The sequence below is a fragment of the Nesterenkonia sp. AN1 genome, assembly GCF_000582475.1.
GTDB classification, from domain to species: Bacteria; Actinomycetota; Actinomycetes; order Actinomycetales; family Micrococcaceae; genus Nesterenkonia; species Nesterenkonia aurantiaca.
Genome location: NZ_JEMO01000019.1, coordinates 182,392 through 202,572, shown reverse-complemented (window position 1 = coordinate 202,572; position 20,181 = coordinate 182,392). Strand labels below are relative to the sequence as shown.

Sequence of the window (20,181 nt, the reverse complement as noted above, 5' to 3'; positions counted from 1 at the left end):
ATCCGCGCCGCTCTCGGCTACCCGTTCATAGATGCATGCTGTACACGGCGCGCACAGGAATGGGCCCGGCGAGGTCGTCCGCCACCCGGTGCATGCCGAGCTTCTGGGCGACTCGCTCCGAGGCGCGATTCTCCGGGTGCAGGATCGCCACCAGGTCGGTCTCCTCGGTGTGCTCGCGGGCGAACTCCAGGCAGGCGATCGCGGCCTCGGTAGCGTAGCCACGGTTCTGCCGCTGCTCCCGCACCCGGAAACCGACCTCGAGCTTGGGCGTCCCGTTCACGGACTGCCAGGTCAGCCCACAATCGCCGAGGAACTCACCGTCGAGCGTCTCGATGATCCAGAGGCCGTAACCGTGCTCCGCGCAGCGGCGCTTGTTCCGCTCGATCCACTGTGCAGCCTCCGCCCGTGATTTCGGCGCGGCGTAGTAGTGCATCACCACGGGGTCGCCGAGCAGCGCGGCCATACCATCGAGGTCAGCGTCGGTCATGACCCGGAACCTGAGCCGGGCGGTGTGCGGAGGGACGGGCATAAGGGCAAGAATAGGCGGAGACCTGTCAAAGGAGAGACTGCACATGGTGTTACCAGGATGGCTCGCCGACGGCGTGGCCAAGTTGCTGCAGCGAGCTCCCCGCGGTTCACGGCTGCCACCAGAGGTCGCCTTCGCCGATCTCCCCGCCACCACCGAGGAGATCGCCGTCCCCACCAGGCATGGGACGCTGCGCGCGATCCAATACTCCCCACCGTCCGGCGCAGCCGGGCGCGGGGTCTACCTGAACCTGCACGGCGGCGGCTTCGTGATTCGCCACCCCGAGCAGGATGACGCCCTGTGCCGTTTCATGGCCTTCCACGCAGGCGTCACGGTGATCAACCTCGACTACATCCCCGCGCCACAGTCGCGGTTCCCCGGCCCGGTGGAACAGGTGTACGACGTCGCCACCTGGGTGGCCTCACCGGAACGGCCCTGGGACGGAAGCAAGCTCGCCCTCGGAGGTCAGTCTGCGGGCGGCGCCCTGGCCGCGGCGGCGGCCCGGCTGGCCTTCGAAGAGGGAGGACGCCCGGAGGTCTTGTTGCAGGTCTTGATGTACCCGGCTCTGGACCTCAGCATCCCGGCAGCGCGGAAATGGTCACCGGGCCAAGAGAAGTTTCTGGTGCGGATGGGACCGGTGTTCAACTCCGCCTACTGCCCCGATGTCAGGCTGCGAGCCGATCGGCTCGCGTCCCCGGCCGGGGTCAAGGACACCGCGCCACTGGCGGGCATTGCACCGGCACTCGTGATCTCAGCAGAGCACGACGTCCTTCGCGACGAGGCCGCCAGATACGCGCAGCGGCTGCGCGCGGAGGACGCCTTGATCGACCATCTCGATCTCCACGGGGTGGGCCACGCGTTCAACATGGGCGGTGCCGGGCGCGAGGTCGTGGAGCCGGTGTACGAAAAGATCGCGGAATCGGTCAAGGCGGCGTTCGCCTAGCAGTCCCAGTTCCGGTCAGCTGCTTCGTTCCATCTCGATGACCGCGCTCCAGCCATGCGCTCGGATCGGCTCGCCAGCCTCGATCTGTCGCATCGCTATGCCATGTCCCACCGCTATTTCCGTCCATAGCGATGGGACATGGCATAGCGATGCGACAAATTGCCGCCGGGCTGTGACGGTGCACTCACGGCCCGCCCGGAATTCAACTCTCTACCCGCGGAAGCGTAGAGTCAGAGGCGTGAAGGAAGCAGATACCAAGCAGATCCTGGAGGAGGCCTTGTCTCGCCGCACCATCGCGGTGATCTCGCATCCCGATGCGGGCAAGTCCACATTGAGTGAGGCCCTGCTGCTTCACTCCAATGCCATCACCGAGGCGGGCGCGATCCATGGCAAAGCCGGTCGCCGCGGCACCGTCTCGGACTGGATGGAGATGGAGAAGGCCCGGGGTATCTCGGTGAGCTCCGCGGTGCTGCAGTTCACCGTCGGGGACGCGATCGTGAACCTGGTGGACACCCCCGGGCACGCCGACTTCTCCGAGGACACCTTCCGCGTGCTGGCGGCCGTGGACGCGGTGATCATGCTCATCGACGCGGCCAAGGGCATGGAAGCCCAGACCATGAAGCTCTTCGAGGTCTGCAAGGCTCGCGGTCTGCCGGTGATCACCGTGATCAACAAATGGGACCGCCCGGGCCAGGACGCCCTGGAGCTGGTCGATGAGATCCTCACCCGCACCGGGATGCGCTCGATGCCGCGCAACTGGCCCGTGGGCGACTCCGGGCACATGCTCGGGCTGCTGCACCCCGATGAGATGACCATGAACCGCTACACCCGCGCCCCCGGCGGTGCGAAGAAGGTCCTCGCCGAGAAGCTCTCCGCCGAGATCGCCGAGGCCGAGTACCCGGTCGAGTTCCAGACCGCGGTGGAGGAGTCCTCGCTGCTGGAGCTCGACGACGCGTTCTACGACCGCGAGGCCTTCCTCGCCCAGGAGGCCACCCCGCTGTTCTTCGCCTCCGCCGTGCAGAACATCGGCGTCGAAGAGCTGCTGCAGTTCATCATGGAGCAGGGACCACCGCCGCAGGCCCGCCCGGACGCCGAAGGTGCCCCCCACGAGCTGACCTCTGACTTCAGCGGCTATGTCTTCAAGGTGCAGACCGGCATGGACAAGGCTCACCGCGACCGGATCGCGTTCATGCGCATCTGCTCCGGGGTCTTCGAACGCGGCATGGTCGCCACCCACGCCCAGTCCGGGAAGCCCTTCCCGACCAAGTACTCCCAGCAGGTCTTCGGCCGCGACCGCACCACCGTGGACACCGCCTGGCCCGGCGACGTCGTCGGCCTGGTCAACGCCTCCACGCTGCGTCCCGGGGACACGCTCTTCGCCGGTCAGTCCGTGATGTTCCCGCCGTTCAAGCCCTTCGCCCCGGAGCACTTCCGGGTGGGCAAGACCGGGGACGCTTCCAAGCACAAGCAGTTCCGCAAGGGCGTCGAGCAGCTGGACCGCGAGGGCGTCATCCAGGTGTTCTACTCCGAGCGCCGCGGCCAGCAGCGCCCGGTGCTGGGCGCCGTGGGCCCGATGCAGTTCGAGGTCGTCTCGGCCCGGATGGAATCCGACTTCGGCGCCTCGGTGTCCTTCGACGCGCTGGACTATTCGGTCGCCCGCGACATCGACGCCGCGGCCGCCGAGATCCTCAACGGTCGCCAGGACTGCGAAGTCCTCTACCGCAGCGACGGCACTCCTGTGGCGTTGTTCAGAGACCCGTGGAGGTTGCGCACCGTTCAGCGCGACCATCCAAACCTGCTCCCGGATCCTCCGGGAAGCATCAACGCATCGGTCTCCGCACGGATGTGACCGATCGCCGAGGGCTGCGGGCACCCCATGCAGAACCCTCTTGGAAGGAACACCATGCACGCTGTCACCCGAGTAGAAGTCGTCGAAGCTGTCAAGACCGCATTCACGCTCACTGCTCAACCCACCGTCCCCAGGGATCTCGTCCAAGCCGCCACCGCGTCGGGAGCGCGGCCTGCGGTGGTCACCGTGCTTGCAGGCCTCGATGAAGACCTGCAGTTCCGCAGACTCCGCGAGCTCTGGGAGTACTTCCCTCATATGCCGGTCAACGCGATCGACGCCGGCTGAGGCCTGAGGTCGAGGCGCCTGAGCCGCCGGGGGAGGTTCCACGGCGGCCAGGGGCTGGCAGGCCCGCACCAGCGGCGTAGGCTCGATTCCATGGTCAGGAGTCACAGCACCGCAGCCATCGAACGCACCACCCGACGCGCTTGGGCGCAGTGGGTCACCGCCCTCGACGACGCCGGAGCTGCGGCCCTGCCGCACCGCGAGATCGCCGGGATCGTCTATGACCATATGCCCGAGGACGTGGAGAATCGTGGCTGGTGGGCCCAGAGCGTGGCGGTCGCCTACGAACAGCACCATGCGCTGCGCCGGCCGGGGGAGTCCCGGGCCGGTGAGTTCCAGGCCTCGGTCTCCAAGACCTATCCAGGAGACATGGATGCCGCGCTGCAGGCCTGGATCGGCCTGGTCCACGGACGTGACTCCTTCGGCGGCGTCACGGTCCAGGGCGAACCCGGCACCTCAGCGACGGAGCGCTGGCGATACTGGCGCGCCGGGCTGGTCGACGGCTCCCGGGTCGCGGTGACGATCTCGCAGAAGTCTCTGACGAAGTCCTCGGTGGGGGTCGGTCACACCAAGCTGGGCTCTCCCGAGGAGGTCGAACGCTGGAAGGCGGTCTGGCGGGAGCTGCTGGCTCAGCTCTGACCCGGCCAGCCTCGACTGGGCCGGCTCTGAGCAGAACCGAGCCCGCTCAGAACAGAACCCGGCCAGCTCAGAACAGGTGTGGCATCGCCTCGCGGAGCTTCGCCTCCAGCAACGGCGCCATGGATTCCACGTAGTGGTTCGAAAGGTGACTCTGGTCGTAGTACACCGCGATATTGCCGATCACCGCCGGGCAGATCTGCTCGAAACACAGGTGCTCGGTCATGTCCACGGTGAACAAGCCCTCGGGCAGGTCGGGTGTGGTGAGCGGGTTGGTGTCCCGGTAGCTGATCGGGTCCATCCCGCAGGCCTCGGCGTCCCCGTCCTGGGCGAGACAGTCAGCCACCGAGTCCTCGCGCCGCGGGGTCCCGCGCATCAGCAGCACCTCGGAGCCGCGGTCCATGATCTGCTGCCACTTCTGCGGGGCCCCTGGCTGGATGTTCTCCGGGCTGCCGTCGTTGGGCACCCGGGTGCCGGCGGTGAACACCAGGTCCGGTTCGCGCTCGGAGACCACGTCGAGCAGGTTGAGGTTCCATTCGTGGCACTGGTTATTCTCGGGGTCCGAGGCCTCCGTGAAGATGCAGGCCGACTTATCGGCGATCAGCAGCTCCCAGTTGTTCTGCGCCGCCAGCATCCTCCAGGCGTGGTGCCACTGCCCCGCGTGTGAGCCTCCGGTGATCATCACGGTCAGGTCCGGGTCAGCGGGTCTGTCCGGGTCTTCGCACACCAGAACCTCGCCGCGGCCCGGCCCGTCACCGATCTCCTGTCGGCATCCCCAGTCGTAGTAGTCCGGCCGGCTCTGCGCCAGGGTCTGCAGATCGGGGACGAAGTCCACGTTCTTCGGGGCATCGGTGTCGGCCAGCGTGGCCAGTGCCCCCGGATAGTCCTGAGGATCAAGCTCCGCCAGGGACGGGGCCCCGCTGCGCTGGAGATCGATCTGGTGGATGGCGTAGCTGCTCGCGGAGCCGCCGATCAGCAGCACCGTCGCCGCCATCGCCAGGGGCACTCGCAGGGAGATGCGGGCGGAGACGCGGGTCACCGGGCGCTCCACCCACCGGTGGGTCAGCACCGCCAGCACCAGAGACGCGGCCAGGACGATCATCGCACCACCGACCCCCAGTCCAGGGCGCTCCCTGATCTCGAGGTAGAAGATCAACAGCGGCCAATGCCAGAGGTAGAGGGCGTAGGCGCGATCGCCGACCCAGGTGAAGAGGTGCGCCGAGAGCACTCGGGTCGCCGTCGCGACGGGGTCCTTCGCACCACCCCCGGGACCGGCGGCGGCCAGGACAAGTGCCATGCCCAGCAGTGGCCACAACGCCCACGGGCCGGGGAACAGCGCCGCACCGTCGAGCAGGAATCCGGTGGTGATGATGAGGGCGACGCCGGCCCAGCCGGCCGGTCGGCGCCAGCGGCGCGGCAGCGTCAGTGTGGAGCCCAGCAGCGCCAGCAGCCCACCGAAGCCGAGTTCCCAGAAGCGGGTCCGCGTCATCAGATACGCCTCGTCCTGACTGACCCCGCCCATGTAGACGGCGTAGCCGAACGAGACCACGACGATGAGGCCGGTCATCACCCCCATGACCAGGATCGGGCTGCGTCCAGCCCGTTTGGCCAGGAGCACTGCTGTCAGCGCCACCAGGGGCCAGAGAAGGTAGAACTGGCCCTGCACGGAGAGCGACCAGAAGTGCTGGAAAGGGCTCGTCTCTGGACCGGCGGCCCCGTAGCTCAGCTGCGAGCGGATCAGCTCGAGGTTCTCGAAGTAGAGCAGGGAGGCCCGGGCCTCGGATAGAAGCTGAGCATGCCGGGTCTCTGGGAACAGGAGCAGCCCGGCCAGTGTGGTGACCAGGATGACCAGCGCCGCCGCCGGAAGCAGCCGTCTCGCGAGCCGTGCCAGGTACCTGCCCACGCGGATCGTGCCGCCGCTCTCGACTGCTTCGCGCAACAGCATGGCGGTGAAGAGGAACCCGGAGATCGCCAAGAAGATGTCGATGCCGCCGGAGACTCTGCCCGCGCCGAAGAGGTGGAAGAGCACGACTCCGAGGATCGCGAAGCCGCGCAGACCGTGGATCTCGGGTCGATAACGGCGTTCCGGGGCCGCCCAGGAGGCGTGGCGGTCAAGGGGTGGAGCGTGACCGCTCGCGGGTGGGGGTTGGCGCAAATGGTCCTGCCTAGATCGATCCTGACGGTGCTGAGGCGTTGGCCGAAAGGTTCTGCAGGCCAAAGAGCTGTGACTCAGTGCACCTCAAGTGGTTCGATTGCGCAACTTCAGGCCGAGGGTCGCATGACGCGCTGAGCAGGGATGAGTGACTCGTCCTCAGCTCTCAGTCAGGCCAGGGAGCTGACCTGTCCGGCAGGGTGCCAAGTCTGACTCGGGGTCCGCCGGCCTACGGCGTGGCCCCGGCCTGATAGCGCCCCAGGGTGGCATCGCGGAACTCGTAGAACCGGCCCTGTTCGATGCTGGCCCGGATGTCGTCGACCATCTTGATGGTGTAGTGCTCGTTGTGGATCGTGCACAGCGTGTTGTAGAGCATCTCCTTGGCCTTGAACAGGTGATGCAGGTAGGCCCGGGTGTAGTTCGCGCAGGTGTAGCAGCTGCACTCGGCATCGATGGGGGAGAAGTCCCGTTTGAAGCGGGCCTGCGGAATGTTGTAGCGACCGTCGGGATGATACACCCGACCGGTGCGCGCCACTCGGGAGGGCGAGACGCAGTCGAAGGTATCTGCGCCGTTCTCGATCGCGGTGAAGAAGTCCTCGGGCTCAGAGATGCCCAGCAGGTGGCGTGGCTTGTTCTCCGGGAGCTCCTCGGCCATCCAGCCCACGATGGTCCCGAGGTTCTCCTTGTCCAGGGCCCCGCCGATCCCGAAGCCGTCGAAGCTCTGCCCCTCGATCTCCATGGCGCCGAGATCCTTCGCGGCCTTGCGGCGCAGATCCTCATACTGGGCCCCCTGCAGCACCCCGAAGAGCGCCTGGTAGGGACGGTGGCTGCGTTCGGCGGTGAGGCGGCCGTGCGCCGAGAGGCAGCGCTCGGCCCACAACCGGGTGCGCTCCAGGGAAGTCTCCTGGTACTCGCGGGTGTTGAACAGCGTGGTCAGCTCGTCGAAGGCGAAGATGATGTCCGCCCCGATCTCGTGCTGCAGCCGCATCGAGATCTCAGGGGTGAATCGGTGGGTGGAGCCGTCGATATGGGACTTGAACGTGACGCCGTCGTCGTCCACCAGTGCCAGGCGGACCTTCTTTGGGGCGACGGCCGCGTCGTCGGGGACCACCGAGGAGTCCATGGTGATGACCTTCTTGAATCCCGCGCCCAGGCTCATCACCTGGAACCCGCCGGAGTCGGTGAAGGTGGGCAGCGGCCAGTTCATGAACTTGCCCAGTCCGCCGGCAGCGTCGATCACGTCGGTGCCGGGCTGCAGGTTCAGGTGATACGCATTGGCCAGGGCCGCCTGGGCGCCTATCTCGAGCATCTCCTCGGGCCGGACGGTCTTGATCGTGGCCTTGGTGGCCACCGGGATGAACGCCGGGGTCTTGATGTCCCCGTGGGGAGTGCGGATGGTACCGGTGCGGCCCAGCGCCCCCTCGATCCGAGACTCGACCTCGAAGCTGAAGGACTCGCGGTTCGCCTGCGGGTGGGCGGCCTCCTGTTGTGGGGCCTTTTCCTGCGGAGCTTTCTCCTGCGGAGCGGCGGAGGGGGTCTCGGTGTTCAGCTGATTCGGCACCCGCCCAGTCTAGGCCAGGGTCCTATGCTTATCCGGTGCCTCCCCTCTCCGCCCTGACCACCGCCCTGACCTCGAGGCTCGCGCGTGTCTGGCGCGAGACCGCGCTGATCCTTCCCGGGATCGCGCTGGCGCTGATCATCGCGATCGCCGCACATCGGCTGATCGCCGAGCTGATCCCGGTGGTCTCCGGACTGCTGATCGCCGTGCTGGCCGGGATCGCGCTGCGCAGCCTGGGCTGGGTACCGGCCTGGGCGGAGCGAGGCCTCGGCTGGGCGGCCAAGACGCTGCTCCGCGCGGGCATCGTGCTGCTCGGACTCCAGCTTGCCCTGGGAGACCTGCTCGGCCTGGGCTGGCAGGTGCTCGCCGTCGTGGTACTCGCCGTCGGGGTGACCTTCTTCGGCATGCTCGGTCTGGGGCGGCTGCTGGGTGCCCCGCGGGGAATGACCACACTGCTGGCCACCGGAACGGCGATCTGCGGCGCCTCGGCGGTTGCCGCTGCCGCAGCGGCGATCGACCGCGGTGACGGCAAGGACGACGACGGCGCCCCGGTGCAGTCCGCGGCCGCGGCCGCGGTTGCCGTGGTCACCCTCTACGGCACCCTGGCGCTGCTCGCCCTGCCCGCGCTGGGAGCTCTGCTGGGCCTCGGTGAGGAACAGCTCGGTGTCTGGATCGGCGCCAGCATCCACGAGGTGGGGCAGGTGGTCGCCGCCGGGGGAGTGGTCGGTGCCGCGGCGCTGGCCACCGCGACCCTGGTGAAGCTGGCCCGGGTGGTGCTGCTGGCGCCGGTGGTGGCCGGGATCAGCCTGGCCGGGCGTCGTCGTCGCATCACCGCCGACCATCAGGGCGGGGGGCGGCGGCCGCCGCTGATCCCGCTCTTCGTGCTCGGCTTCCTCGCGATGATGCTGCTGCGCTCGGTGACCGACCTGCCCGCACCCACCCTTGACTTCGCGGCGGACGTGACCACGATGCTTCTGACCACCGCAATGGTCGGCGTCGGGGCCTCGGTGGACCTGCGACGACTGCTGCGTGAGGGTGGCCCGGCGCTGCTTCTCGGCGCCGGCGGCACCGTGCTGGCGGTGGGGACCGGGCTGGTTTCGGTGCTGCTGCTGGTGAGCTGATCTCGACACCCATTCGAAACTATGTTCGAATAGCTTCATGAGGTGGCAGGGACAGGCAGTGCAGGAGAGTGAGGGCACGGCTCTCATCCCGCTCAAGGGGCTCATGCGCTCGGTGCGCACCCCGGAGTTCGAAGGAGTGACCTTTCACGAGGTGGCGGCGAAGACCGCGCTCAACAAGGTCCCGGGCCAATCGAACATGCCATTCTCCTGGACCGTGAACCCCACCCGGGGGTGTCTCCACCAGTGCGTCTACTGCCTGAGCCCGGAGACTCTGATCCTCATGGCGGACGGTCGTCAGAAGCCGCTGCGCGACGTCCTGGTGGGCGACACCGTCGTCGGCACCAAGTTCGACGGCAAGTACCGCCGATTCGTCCGCTCGGACGTGTCTGCGAAATGGGGGACGGAGAAGCCTGCTTTCCGCGTCACGCTCCGTGATGGGACGGAGATCGTGGCCAGCGGGGATCATCGGTTCCTGACAGAGCGTGGGTGGAAGTACGTGGCTCGGCCGGAGGGTGGCTCGCAACGCCCCTCTCTGACGGTGAACAACCGACTTCATGGGGTTCGGCCTTGGCATGTCTCCCGAGCTGTATACAGAGCCGGAGGCGACTGCGGTCGAGGCGACGCTGTTGGGAAGTCTGGTGGAAACCCGCGACGCTCTGAGCATCACCCACATCGAAGCGCTGGGCCGAACTGAGGCTCTGATCGACATCACGACCAGCACCGGTGACTTCATCGCCAACGGGGTGATCAGTCACAACTGCTTCGCGCGCAAGACCCACGAGTACCTCGACCTTGACGCTGGCCGTGACTTCGACACCCAGATCATCGTGAAGACCAACGTCGCCGAGGTGCTCCGCGCCGAGGTGAATCGGCCCTCGTGGAAGCGCGAGCACGTGGCGCTGGGGACGAATACCGATCCGTATCAGCGCGCCGAGGGCCGCTACCAGCTGATGCCCGGAATCATCCGGGCGCTCGCCGATTCCGGGACGCCGTTCTCCATCCTGACCAAGGGGCCGCTGCTCAAGCGAGACCTCCCGCTGCTCCAGGAGGCGGCCAAGCAGGTGTCGGTCTCTGTCGCAGTCTCCCTGGCGGTCATGGACCCGGAGCTGCAGCAGAAGGTGGAGCCGGGAACGCCTGACCCGCGGGCGCGATTGAACCTGATCCGCTCCATCACCGACGCCGGGCTGGACTGCTCCGTGCTCGCCATGCCCATCCTGCCCTGGCTCACCGACGGCGAAGAGCGCATCGACACCCTGCATGCCGCACTTGCCGAGGCCGGCGCCAGCTATGTGACCACCGGTGCGCTGCACCTTCGCCCCGGCGCCCGCGAGTGGTTCATGGCGTGGCTGGCCCGCGAGTATCCCGCCCTGGTGGCGAAGTATCGCCGGATCTACGGCGGCGGCTCCTACGCGTCGAAGGAATACCGGCACTGGCTGGCCGACTCCGCGCGCACCGCCCGGCGTCGCCATGGCTTCGACAAGCCCGCAGACCTGATGTGGCGGGAGCGGAAGGACCCGGACTCCCCGGTGCCCGGCGAGACGGCGTCCAACCAGATGGTGCCCAACCAGGGGGCGCTGACCACCGCCGCCGCGGCGCCGAGTCAGCCGGCGCTCTTCTGAGTGCGCCCATCCCGTAGTCTGGTTTGCATAAGCAACTAAAGCGACGGATGGATGTCTGCTCGATCCTCGCACCGACGCCTCAGGAGTGCCCATGACGTTCACCCACGCCGAGACCTTCACCACCCGGCCCACGCTGGAGGGCCACTTCGGAATGACCGCCTCCACGCACTGGCTCGCCACCGCCTCCTCGCAGGCGGTGTTGGAACGGGGCGGCAACGCCTTCGACGCGGCGGTGGCCGGTGCCTTCGTGCTGCACGTGGTGGAGCCGCACCTCAACGGTCCAGGCGGTGACATGGTCGGGATCTTCGCCACCGCCGGGGCCCCTTCGAACCCGCAGGTGCTCATGGGCCAGGGTCCGGCGCCCGCCGGAGCCCTGATCCAGCACTACCGGGCGCTCGGACTCGAGAACGTCCCCGGCGCCGGTGCGCTCGCGGCCGCCGTCCCGGCCGCCGTCGACGCCTGGCTGGTGCTGCTGCGCGATCACGGGACCTGGGATCTCGCCGAGGTGCTCGACTTCGCCATCGGCTACGCGGAGCACGGCCATCCGATCCTGCCCGGCGCGGTGCGGGCGATCCGCGCCGTCGCCGAGCTCTTCCAGGAGCACTGGCCGACCTCGGCCGCCCTGTGGATGCCCGAGGGAAAGGTCCCCGAGCCGGGACAGATCATCCGCAACCCCGAATACGCGCTGGTTCTGCGCGAACTCATCGCCGCCGGTGAGGGCGCCTCGGGACGTGTCGCGCAGATCGAGGCGGCACGGGGGGAGTGGAAGACCGGACGGGTCGCCCAGGCGGCGGCGGAGTTCGTCAAGACCCCGCACCGGCACTCCGACGGCGGCGATTACGCCGGGGTGATCACCGCCGAGGACTTCGCCTCGCACAGCGCTGGCTACGAAGACCCGGTGTCCATCGAATTCCGCGGATACACCATCGCGAAGTCCGGCCCCTGGGGCCAGGGTCCCGCGCTGCTTCAGGCGCTGAAGATCCTCGAGGGCTACCCGGACGAGCAGCTGGATCCCGGCACCGAGACCGGCGCCCACCTGATCCTGGAGGCGCAGAAGCTGGCCCTGGCCGACCGTGACACCTACTACGGAGATGTCCCGGTGAACCTGAAGCATCTGCTCTCAAATGCCTACGCGGCCCAGCGCCGCGAATTGATCAGCGAGCACGCCTCTGCTGAGTTCCGCCCGGGAGAGGTTCCCGGGCAGGAGCAGGTGCTGCCGGCGCTGGTGCACGTGTCCGATGCGGCCACGGGCGCCGGAGCCGGCGAGCCGACGGTGTCCAAGTCCGGGGAGACCAAGGGTGATACCTGCCATCTGGACGTGGTGGACCGCTGGGGCAACATCGTCTCGGCGACCCCCTCCGGGGGATGGCTCCAGTCCTCGCCGGTGATCGAGGGGCTCGGCTTCTGCCTGGGCACCCGGCTGCAGATGACCTGGCTCGATGAACGCTCCGCCTCACGGCTGGAACCGGGCAGGCGTCCGCGCACCACGCTCACGCCCACGCTCGTGCTCAAGGGCGGCGCCCCGCTGATCGCCCTGGGCACCCCCGGTGGGGACCAGCAGGATCAGTGGCAGCTGCCGATGCTGCTGCGCATGCTCATCGGCGGACACACCGCCCAGCAGGCCATCGACGCACCCACCCTGCATACGACGTCGATGCCCGGCTCCTTCTGGCCGCGCGCCTGGGAGCCCGGCGGGGCCGTGGTGGAGGACCGGCTCGGTGCCGAGCTCATCGAGGGGCTGCGCCGACGGGGACACCAGGTGACCACGGCCGGAGACTGGGCGCTGGGCCGGCTCTCCTGCGTCACGCGGGACCCTGAGACCGGGCGGCTGCGCGCCGCCGCCAATGCGCGCGGCGCCCAGGGTTACGCGGCGGGACGATGACGCGGGCCCCTGGTGCGGATGCCGCGGACTTTGGCAGGATGACCCCATGAGCATCATCAAGATCAACGCCATCACCGTCCCTGCCGACTCCGGCGACGAGCTCGGCAAGCGGTTCGCCGCGCGCCGCGACTCCATGGAAGGCACCGAAGGCTTCGAAGGGTTTGAGCTGCTCAAGCCCACCGATGACCGCCACACCTGGCTGGTCATCACCCGGTGGGCCAGCGAGGAGGCCTTCGAGAACTGGCGCACCTCCCAGGACTTCCAGAGGTCGCACAGCGGTGGCGAGGCGCCCGCCGGTGAGGCGCCGAAGAAGCCCGTGGGCATGTCCGCAGAGCTCTGGAGCTACACCACCTCGGTGACCGGCTAGGTGGAACCGGTGGGATGCTGGTAATCTAAATCGGTCAGTTGCTCGAGGAACTCAGGTCTTCGAATTGCACAGCTGGCGGGCCTCCGTAGCTCAGGGGATAGAGCGTTGGTTTCCGGTACCAAAAGTCGTGGGTTCGATTCCCGCCGGGGGCACAGAGAGAAATCAGGTCCGCATTCTTGTCACAACAAGGATGCGGACCTTTTTCGTGCCTGCGGATCGGTGCTGCCGTCACCTCGGCCATGCGGCCGGCATGTCAGAGGGTCATGAGAGTCTCAGGACGGTCAGGAGGAAAGCGGGCGGGACGCCGCTGCTGCCACCCGCCGATCCTGCTCTGAACCCCAGTCTCCCAACAGATCGGACACCGATTGCTATGAGCATTGAGAACTCCTCTGCACCGGGACCAGCGGAAGACGCCGCCGCAGACCTGATCGCCCAGCTAGCCCACCGCGGTCAGGTGGACAAGGCAGGCAATCCCTACATCGACCATCCTCGGCGCGTGGCCGGGATCGTGCGCGCCAATGGCTATGGACCCCCGTACAGCACCGTCGCGCTGCTGCATGATGTCGTCGAGGACACCGAGGTGACGCTGACCGACCTGCGGGCCGCCTTCGGTCCCACCGTCAGCGAGCCCGTGGACCACCTGACCCGACGAGAAGCGGAGGCCCCCGAGGACTACTACGCCCGGGTCCTGCTCAGCGAGGTGTCACTGGTGGTCAAGCATGCCGACATCCAGGACAACACCTCTGCGGAGCGTCTCGCCGCACTGGACTCGGCGACCCAGGAGCGGCTGACCGCGAAGTACGCCAACGCCGTGGCGCACCTCGGCGGACCGAAGCTTCCCTCGCGAGATTCAGAACCCCTCTAGTCTGGAACGATGACTTCCGCATCCCCTCCCGCCGAAGAAGACGAGCGCGGACCTAGATCCAAGCGGCGGCGTACCTCGGCCGCAGCCGGCGAGCTTGCCGAGACCGCCAGCGGCAGAGCATCCGAGGAACGAGCCCGCGAGCTGGAGGAGCGGTGGGAAGACCGGCTGGCCTGGCCGGTGCTCATCGCCGCCGTGATCTCGGTGCCCGCTGTCTTCCTGACGCTGCTGGACGAGCCTTTCGAGATGATCGGGCACGTGGGGCTCTGGGTCACCAGCGTGGTCCTGATCTTCGAGACCATCGTGCTGTTCCTGGTCTCGCCCAAGAAGATCGACTGGCTGCTCCGCAACTGGTGGCTCGTGGGCCTGAGCGTGCTCGTCATCGTCGGTGTGGTCTTCAGCATCGGCCCGATGCAGCTGCTTCGGCTGCTGCGCAGCGTCGGTGCGCTGCGGGTGCTGCGCGCCAAACAGGTGGCCAAGGCGGGTCACTCGCTGCAGAACGTCGGAGCGTCGCGGTGGTGGCGGCGCCTGGGCACGATCCTGGCTACATTCGTGGTGACCGCGTTCGTCGTGGTGGCACTCGTGGACCCCGAGTCCCCGGCACGGTCGTTCTTGGATGACCTGGTCGGCGAGGAGTGGGCCATCCCCACCGCCATCGGCGCCGGGCTCCTGCTCTTCGGTGCGACCTACCTGCTGGTGCGTCAGCCCCGCGGCGAGGCGGAGGACGACGGCGCAGCAGGCGACGAGGGTGATAGTGACGGCGCAGAATACGCGGACCTGGAGGGCGCAGACCGCGATGGCGCGTCGTCAGATCCTGAGCAGACCCTGGGTCGATAGGCCGAGGAGCAGGCCGGTCGTGCCAGAACATGGGTGTCGGCGTTGGTCTTGGTCTGGTGATCGGTATCGCCATCGCGGCCGGCTTCCGTGAGGATGAAGAGAAGAGGGACCCTGACGATAGGCAGCGGGGTGCGGACTGATCTCCGAGCTCAGCCCACGTAGAGCTGCCAGGCGTGACCATCCGGGTCCGCCACGATCGATTCGAAGCCCCAGGGCTGCTGGGTGGGCGCGGTCAGCAGCGTGCCCCCGGCTGCCAGGAGGCGGTCGGTCATCGCGCTGACCTGCTCGGCGTCGGTGAGCGCCATTCCCAGCAGGCATTCGCTGAGCCCGGCGGGGGAGAGCTCGCGGTCACCGAGGACCCAGCCGAGTCCCTCCGTGGGGACCAGGCAGAGGTAGGCCTCCCCGAACAGCCGAAACTGCAGCGGTTCGGGCAGGCCGTCCTGTGCCACCTGCCCCACAGGGTCGAGACCTAGACCCTCCCGGTAGAACCGGTGAGAGCGGCCTCGGTCGGCGATCGGCAGGGTGATGGTGAACGGTGACGGCATGGATCGGGGGGCCTTCCTTCTCGGGGATGCTCTGTGTGGACTGCGGGGTCAGGCCCGAGCGGAGGCCCGAAGCACCTCCTCCAGGCGTGCATAGCTGGTCTCCATCCCGTCGGTCATGCCGGTCCCGAGCACCATGTCCCGGACCTCCACGCTGGGATAGGTGACGATCAGAGTGAGCAGCGTGCCGCCCTCGATCGGCGTCAGCGTCTGTTCATTGACGTTGGGTTCCCCGGGGACGCCCTCCATGGATTCGGTGGTGACCTCGCGGTAGGGCTCATCCAGCTCGAGGAGCTCACCGTAGAGCGCGAATCCGTCGGAGCCGTCCTCCTCCTTCTCCCAGGCGAAACGGTAGCTGTCTCCCACCTTGGTCGCGACCTGGCAGTCCGACATCCGCCAGCCGTCGGGTCCGAGCAGCCAGCGGCGCAGCAGATCGGGATCGCGGTGTGCCTGCCGGACCTGCGCCGGGGTGCCGCGGATGACCCGGCTGATGCGCACCTTGGTGTCGGTGAGCACCTGGGTATGGACGCCGCTGCCGGCGGCGTAGGAGGTCAGGTCCTGAAGGACCGCGTCCATCTGCCCCATGGCCGAGGTCAGGCCCTCCTCCATGCCCATCTCGAGCAGCTGCTGATAATCCGCAGCGGAGTTGAACCAGGTCTTCGAGGTGAGCCTGGAGCCCTGGGGGGTCTCCTCGAAGACCAGTCTCAGGCGCATCACCGGCATCTCAGGATCCGGGGTGCCGAACTCATCGGCGAAGCCGTCGGTGACCTCGAAGGAGCGCCCGGGATCCATTGCGAGGTACTCCCAGCAGCCGGCGGCCCGGGTGCCGTCGGGCCCGGTCATCCAGTAGTGCGAACGCCCCCCGGCGTGGAAGTCGTGGCGGGTGAAGGTGGCCGGCCACTCGGCAGGTCCCCAGAACCTCTCGAGCTGGCGGGGGTCGGCGTGCGCGTCCCAGAGTCGCTGGACCGGCACGGGGAAGTCTGCGACCACGGTCATGGTCAACGCATCGGTGTCCTTGGTGATCGAGGTGATAGGCATGACGAGCCTTTCTGCTGTCAGTGCTTCTTGCTGCTGTCTTCGGTGGGTGTCTCCGCCAGCACGGCGTCGAGGCGGGAGATCCGGCCCTGCCAGATGAGCGCATAGTCATCGAGCAGTGCCTGGGCTTCACGGATGGTGTGGGGGTTGCCGCGGACCAGGCGTTCGCGCCCCTGCTGGCGCTTGGTCACCAGATCTGCGCTTTCCAGGACGCTGATGTGCTTCTGCACGGCAGCGAAGGACATCTCGTAGAGCGCGGCCAGCGCGGAGACGGATGCCTCCTCGCCGAGGGTGCGACGGACGATGTCCCTGCGAGTGGCGTCTGCCAGGGCCCGGAAGATCCGGTCCACCTGGGCGTCGCCGGGGGGCGTTGAAGACTCAGAACGCATAACCATTTGGTTGTAGATTAGGACTGGCCGATGCTCAGGTCAAGGGTCCTGCGCCGAGTGATTTCTCCGATTCCTCGCGCAGCACCTGCAGCGCTGCGGCGACCAGCTCCTCACCTGCGCGGTCCTGTCTCACGTGAGCCACGATCCGGCGCTGCACAGTGGGATTGCGCAGTGCCCGCACCACGGTTCCGCGCGGAAGATCGCGCAGCGCGAGATGGGGGAGCACAGTGATCCCCAGTCCGGCGGCCACGAGGGAGAGGGCGGCATTGTGGTCATCCAGCCTGGCGGCGAACTGGGGCACGAACCCTGCAGCCTGAGCGGCGGTGCGGATCATCCGCCCGTTGGGGCTGTCCTTGATGTCATGGTCCACCCACATCTGATCACTGAGCTCGTGGACCTCCACGGTCTCCGAGTCCGCCAGCGGGTGGCCCGCAGGCAGGACGACGGCGAAGTCCTCGTGCCGCAACAGGTGACGCAGGTAGCCCTTGAAGTGCTCTTCGGGCTCCAGCGGGGATTCATTGCGGATGTCGATGTCCACCGGGTGCCCGGTCTTCTCCGCGTAGGGCTCGTTGAGACTGATCTGCACGGTCAGCTCCGGGTCCCTGGCGCGCAGGGTGGCCACCACCTGAGGGAGCCATTCCTTCGCGGCGGAGGTGAAGCTGGCCAGTGTCAGGTGGCTGGACCGCCCCCGGCGCAGACCCTCCACCAGGCGGTCCAGCTCATCGAACGCCTGCAGCACGGCGGTGCTCCCCTGCGCCAGGGCCAGGGCTGAGGAGGTCGGCATCAGTCCTCTACCGCTGCGCTCGAAGAGCTTCAGCCCGGTCTCCTGCGCGAGGATGCTCATATGTTGACTCACCGTGGCGGGGGAGTAGTGCAGGCTGCGCGCGGCGCCCTGGATCGAGCCGGTGGCGATCACCGATTGCAGCACGCGCAGCCTGTGTGGATTCAACATGGCACCAGTATCTAACGATTCGTCGATGCCGAACAGTCCTATGCTTTTATCTGCTTGTTCTGATCGATGCGGTGTTCCAGGATGGTGTTGTGACACTTTCCAGCTACCTCGGTCTGCTCGCCGTCTCCGCCGTCCTGGCCATCACCCCGGGACAGGACACGATGCTGTCTCTGCGCAATGCGCTGCTCTCGCGCCGGGCCGGCCTCGGCGCCGCGACGGGCTCCTCCGTGGCGGCGCTGATCTGGGCGGCACTGGCCGCCACCGGCCTGGCGGCCCTGTTCCAAGCCTCACCGGTGGCATATGAGCTGCTCAGCCTGATCGGCGGGCTCTACGTGATCTTCCTCGGCGCCCGCGCGGTGCGCAGCGCGCGGATCACCTTGAGGGCCCACCGGCTGACCCGCGCCGAGGTTGGGGTTCCCGCGCTGGTCGGTGGTCCCTATGATCCCCAGCCGCCTGCTGCGGCCGCGGCTCCGGCAGGTGCGCACGGAGCTGATCCGGCGCAGGGCGAGGGCGCTCGCGGATCGGGGGCCGATCCACAACGGTCCGCGGGGCGGCGGCCGCGCCGCACCATCACCAGTTTCCGCGGCACCTTCCTGATCGGGCTGGCCAGCTGCATGACCAACCCGAAGGTCGGCCTGTTCTTCCTGGCACTGTTCCCGCAGTTCACGCCGGTCGGCGCATCCCCGGCCTTCGCGATCGGCGTGCTCGGCGGCACGGTGGCCGCCAGCATGTGGCTCTACCTGATCGGCGTCGTCCTGCTCGTCGACGCGGCGAACACCTGGCTCTCCAACCCGGTCGTCACCGGTCGGCTTGAGATGGGCAGCGGCCTGACCCTTGCCGGACTCGGCGTCTATCTCAGCGTCACCGGCGTGCTCGGACTGCTGGGCTGATCCGGCCCAGCGATCGGCCTCAAGGCGCATCCAAGTCGAGACCCGGCTCCCGGGGCGAACCCCGTAGACTGTTCCGGTGACTCCCGAAGAACTCTCCACCGTTGTCAAGAGCGCGCTCGCCGAAGCTGTCGAAGCCGGTGAGCTCACCGTCGATCTCCCCGAGAACGTCGTCATCGAGCGCCCCAAGAATCGCGAGCACGGCGACTGGGCCACCACCATCGCCCTGCAGCTGGCCAAGAAGGCCGGGATGCCCCCGCGTGCCTTCGCCGAGGTTCTCGGCGCCCGGCTTCAGCAGGCCCCCGGCGTGGAGCGCATCGAGATCGCCGGCCCAGGGTTCATCAACATCACCGTGGACTCCGCCGCGGCCGGCGAGCTGGCCCGCACCATCGTCGAAGCCGGAGACACCTTCGGGCACAACACCGCGCTTGCTGGGCGCAGCGTCAACGTCGAGTTCGTCTCCGCGAATCCGACCGGGCCGCTGCACATCGGACACACCCGGTGGGCCGCCCTCGGTGACGCGATCGGCAGGCTGCTGCGCGCCTCCGGCGCCACGGTCGCCAACGAGTACTACGTCAACGACGCCGGCAACCAGATGAACGTCTTCGGCCATTCGGTGCTCTCCCGGATCCACGGCGAAGACGTCCCCGAGGGCGGTTACCCCGGCGACTACGTCATCGAGCTGGCCGAGGAGATCCTGGCCGCCCGCCCGGACGTCAAGGACATGCCCCGCGAGGAGGCGCTGCCGATCGTGCGCGAACTGGGCTACCAGGCGCAGATGGGCCAGATCAAGGACACGCTGACCGCTTTCGGCGTGCACTTCGACGTGTTCTACTCCGAGCAGGCGCTGCACGCCGAGGGCAAGGTTGCCGCCGCCGTGGAGACCCTGCGCGAGCAGGGCCACATCGAGGACCGCGACGGCGCCGTCTGGCTGCGCACCACCGACTTCGGCGACGACAAGGACCGGGTGCTGTTCAAGGCCGACGGCGAGCCCACCTACTTCGCCGCCGACGCCGCCTACTACCTCTCCAAGCGCGAGCGCGGCTTCACCGAGAAGATCTACCTGCTCGGCGCGGACCACCACGGCTACGTCTCCCGGCTCAAGGCCATCGCCGCCTGCGCCGGGGACGATCCGCAGCGCAACATCGAGGTGCTCATCGGGCAGCTGATGTCCATCCGCGGAGCGAAGCTCTCCAAGCGGGCCGGCAACATCATCGCGCTCACCGACCTCATCGAATGGCTCGGCACCGATGCGCTGCGCTATACCCTGGCCCGGTTCCCTGCCAATTCACCGATCGACGTGGACCCGGAGCTGCTGCAGTCGCGGACCAATGACAACCCGGTCTTCTACGTCCAGTACGCCCACGCCCGGTCCCGCAACGCCGCCCGCAACGCCGAGGCCGCCGGGGTCGACCGCGAGGGCTTCGACGCAAGCCTGCTGACCCATGAGACCGAGGAGGAGCTGCTCTCCCAGCTGGGGCGCTTCACCTCCGTGGTCTCCTCGGCCGCCGAGCTGCGCGAACCTCACCGGGTGGCGCGCTACCTGGAATCCCTGGCCAGCGCCTACCACGGCTGGTACGCCGTCTGTCGGATGGCGCCCAGCGTCAGCCCCGACGGCGTCCAGGACCCGGTCACCGACCTCAACCGCACCCGGCTCTGGCTCAACGACGCCACCGCCCAGGTGTTGCGCAACGGACTGGCGCTGCTCGGCGTCACCGCACCCGAAAGGATGTGAACCCTCA

At 67.9% G+C, this 20,181-nt stretch carries 20 protein-coding genes and 1 tRNA gene; 14 read left to right on the top strand and 7 right to left on the bottom strand.

Annotated features, from left to right (window positions below):
* Window positions 1-25: 25 nt before the first annotated feature.
* Entirely contained in the window at window positions 26-529 is a 504-nt protein-coding gene (locus BG28_RS10690) for a GNAT family N-acetyltransferase (protein ID WP_036476482.1), read from the bottom strand.
* 43 nt (window positions 530-572) lie between these two features.
* Here BG28_RS10690 and BG28_RS10685 point away from each other — a divergent pair, with 43 nt between their 5' ends.
* The 4 genes from BG28_RS10685 to BG28_RS10670 all read left to right on the top strand — a co-directional run bounded on the left by BG28_RS10685 (window position 573) and on the right by BG28_RS10670 (window position 4,239).
* Window positions 573-1,469, top strand: a complete 897-nt coding sequence (locus BG28_RS10685) for an alpha/beta hydrolase fold domain-containing protein (protein WP_036476480.1) — start codon at window positions 573-575, stop codon at window positions 1,467-1,469.
* A 238-nt stretch (window positions 1,470-1,707) separates the two neighbouring features.
* Window positions 1,708-3,318 carry a peptide chain release factor 3 gene (locus BG28_RS10680; protein WP_036476479.1) on the top strand — a complete coding sequence of 537 codons (1,611 nt, stop codon included), beginning with the start codon at window positions 1,708-1,710 and terminating at the stop codon, window positions 3,316-3,318.
* 54 nt (window positions 3,319-3,372) lie between these two features.
* A complete protein-coding gene (locus BG28_RS10675) occupies window positions 3,373-3,603 on the top strand; it encodes a hypothetical protein (protein WP_036476477.1) in 231 nt (76 codons plus the stop codon).
* Window positions 3,604-3,693: 90 nt separating this feature from the next.
* Window positions 3,694-4,239 carry a hypothetical protein gene (locus BG28_RS10670; RefSeq protein ID WP_036476475.1) on the top strand — a complete coding sequence of 182 codons (546 nt, stop codon included), beginning with the start codon at window positions 3,694-3,696 and terminating at the stop codon, window positions 4,237-4,239.
* Window positions 4,240-4,306: 67 nt separating this feature from the next.
* Here BG28_RS10670 and BG28_RS10665 read toward each other — a convergent pair whose 3' ends face one another.
* Window positions 4,307-6,391, bottom strand: a complete 2,085-nt coding sequence (locus BG28_RS10665) for an acyltransferase family protein (RefSeq protein WP_161634830.1) — start codon at window positions 6,389-6,391, stop codon at window positions 4,307-4,309.
* A gap of 226 nt (window positions 6,392-6,617) precedes the next feature.
* Entirely contained in the window at window positions 6,618-7,949 is a 1,332-nt protein-coding gene (tgt, locus tag BG28_RS10660; RefSeq protein ID WP_235181072.1) for a tRNA guanosine(34) transglycosylase Tgt, read from the bottom strand.
* Window positions 7,950-7,984: 35 nt separating this feature from the next.
* On the opposite strand from tgt, the gene BG28_RS10655 reads away from it, so the two are divergent.
* From BG28_RS10655 to BG28_RS10625, 8 genes are all read left to right on the top strand, one after another.
* Window positions 7,985-9,067, top strand: coding sequence for a putative sulfate exporter family transporter (locus BG28_RS10655; RefSeq protein WP_051501318.1), 1,083 nt, complete (start codon window positions 7,985-7,987; stop codon window positions 9,065-9,067).
* A gap of 37 nt (window positions 9,068-9,104) precedes the next feature.
* Entirely contained in the window at window positions 9,105-9,761 is a 657-nt protein-coding gene (locus tag BG28_RS16835; RefSeq protein ID WP_369797225.1) for a hypothetical protein, read from the top strand.
* Window positions 9,652-10,686 carry a radical SAM protein gene (locus BG28_RS15860; protein ID WP_235181078.1) on the top strand — a complete coding sequence of 345 codons (1,035 nt, stop codon included), beginning with the start codon at window positions 9,652-9,654 and terminating at the stop codon, window positions 10,684-10,686. Before BG28_RS16835 ends, BG28_RS15860 begins: the two co-directional genes overlap by 110 nt.
* 91 nt (window positions 10,687-10,777) lie before the next feature.
* The gene (locus tag BG28_RS10645) at window positions 10,778-12,568 is read left to right on the top strand and encodes a gamma-glutamyltransferase family protein (protein WP_036476471.1); all 1,791 of its coding nucleotides are present in this window, start codon (window positions 10,778-10,780) and stop codon (window positions 12,566-12,568) included.
* A 46-nt stretch (window positions 12,569-12,614) separates the two neighbouring features.
* Window positions 12,615-12,935 carry an antibiotic biosynthesis monooxygenase gene (locus BG28_RS10640; RefSeq protein WP_036476469.1) on the top strand — a complete coding sequence of 107 codons (321 nt, stop codon included), beginning with the start codon at window positions 12,615-12,617 and terminating at the stop codon, window positions 12,933-12,935.
* Between the two features lie 79 nt (window positions 12,936-13,014).
* Window positions 13,015-13,087 (top strand) — tRNA-Arg (locus tag BG28_RS10635).
* A gap of 218 nt (window positions 13,088-13,305) precedes the next feature.
* Entirely contained in the window at window positions 13,306-13,800 is a 495-nt protein-coding gene (locus BG28_RS10630) for an HD domain-containing protein (protein ID WP_051501317.1), read from the top strand.
* A gap of 9 nt (window positions 13,801-13,809) precedes the next feature.
* On the top strand, window positions 13,810-14,634 hold the full coding sequence (locus BG28_RS10625; protein ID WP_200869324.1) for a hypothetical protein: 825 nt from the start codon (window positions 13,810-13,812) through the stop codon (window positions 14,632-14,634).
* A 149-nt stretch (window positions 14,635-14,783) separates the two neighbouring features.
* Here the strand turns inward: BG28_RS10625 and BG28_RS10620 are convergent, their stop codons facing one another.
* The 4 genes from BG28_RS10620 to BG28_RS10605 are packed head-to-tail and all read right to left on the bottom strand — an operon-like array spanning window position 14,784 to window position 17,552.
* On the bottom strand, window positions 14,784-15,179 hold the full coding sequence (locus BG28_RS10620) for a VOC family protein (protein WP_051501316.1): 396 nt from the start codon (window positions 15,177-15,179) through the stop codon (window positions 14,784-14,786).
* A gap of 48 nt (window positions 15,180-15,227) precedes the next feature.
* On the bottom strand, window positions 15,228-16,214 hold the full coding sequence (locus BG28_RS10615; protein ID WP_036476468.1) for an SRPBCC family protein: 987 nt from the start codon (window positions 16,212-16,214) through the stop codon (window positions 15,228-15,230).
* Between the two features lie 17 nt (window positions 16,215-16,231).
* Entirely contained in the window at window positions 16,232-16,600 is a 369-nt protein-coding gene (locus tag BG28_RS10610) for an ArsR/SmtB family transcription factor (RefSeq protein WP_369797224.1), read from the bottom strand.
* Window positions 16,601-16,634: 34 nt separating this feature from the next.
* Window positions 16,635-17,552, bottom strand: coding sequence for a LysR family transcriptional regulator (locus BG28_RS10605; protein WP_036476465.1), 918 nt, complete (start codon window positions 17,550-17,552; stop codon window positions 16,635-16,637).
* 89 nt (window positions 17,553-17,641) lie between these two features.
* Between BG28_RS10605 and BG28_RS10600 the strand changes: the two genes are divergently transcribed.
* Together BG28_RS10600 and argS are read left to right on the top strand one after the other, a co-directional pair.
* A complete protein-coding gene (locus BG28_RS10600; RefSeq protein WP_036476464.1) occupies window positions 17,642-18,442 on the top strand; it encodes a LysE family translocator in 801 nt (266 codons plus the stop codon).
* Window positions 18,443-18,518: 76 nt separating this feature from the next.
* On the top strand, window positions 18,519-20,174 hold the full coding sequence (gene argS / locus BG28_RS10595; RefSeq protein WP_036476462.1) for an arginine--tRNA ligase: 1,656 nt from the start codon (window positions 18,519-18,521) through the stop codon (window positions 20,172-20,174).
* The last annotated feature ends 7 nt before the right edge of the window (window positions 20,175-20,181 follow it).

Excerpts from the sequence above, each read along its gene's own strand:
- BG28_RS10690 (WP_036476482.1), bottom strand. The coding sequence starts at position 529 with ATGCCCGTCCCTCCGCACACCGCCCGGCTCAGGTTCCGGGTCATGACC.
- BG28_RS10685 (WP_036476480.1), top strand. The coding sequence starts at position 573 with ATGGTGTTACCAGGATGGCTCGCCGACGGCGTGGCCAAGTTGCTGCAG.
- BG28_RS10675 (WP_036476477.1), top strand. The coding sequence starts at position 3,373 with ATGCACGCTGTCACCCGAGTAGAAGTCGTCGAAGCTGTCAAGACCGCA.
- BG28_RS10670 (WP_036476475.1), top strand. The coding sequence starts at position 3,694 with ATGGTCAGGAGTCACAGCACCGCAGCCATCGAACGCACCACCCGACGC.
- BG28_RS16835 (WP_369797225.1), top strand. The coding sequence starts at position 9,105 with ATGAGGTGGCAGGGACAGGCAGTGCAGGAGAGTGAGGGCACGGCTCTC.
- BG28_RS10645 (WP_036476471.1), top strand. The coding sequence starts at position 10,778 with ATGACGTTCACCCACGCCGAGACCTTCACCACCCGGCCCACGCTGGAG.
- BG28_RS10640 (WP_036476469.1), top strand. The coding sequence starts at position 12,615 with ATGAGCATCATCAAGATCAACGCCATCACCGTCCCTGCCGACTCCGGC.
- BG28_RS10630 (WP_051501317.1), top strand. The coding sequence starts at position 13,306 with ATGAGCATTGAGAACTCCTCTGCACCGGGACCAGCGGAAGACGCCGCC.
- BG28_RS10625 (WP_200869324.1), top strand. The coding sequence starts at position 13,810 with ATGACTTCCGCATCCCCTCCCGCCGAAGAAGACGAGCGCGGACCTAGA.
- BG28_RS10620 (WP_051501316.1), bottom strand. The coding sequence starts at position 15,179 with ATGCCGTCACCGTTCACCATCACCCTGCCGATCGCCGACCGAGGCCGC.
- BG28_RS10615 (WP_036476468.1), bottom strand. The coding sequence starts at position 16,214 with ATGCCTATCACCTCGATCACCAAGGACACCGATGCGTTGACCATGACC.
- BG28_RS10610 (WP_369797224.1), bottom strand. The coding sequence starts at position 16,600 with ATGCGTTCTGAGTCTTCAACGCCCCCCGGCGACGCCCAGGTGGACCGG.
- BG28_RS10605 (WP_036476465.1), bottom strand. The coding sequence starts at position 17,552 with ATGTTGAATCCACACAGGCTGCGCGTGCTGCAATCGGTGATCGCCACC.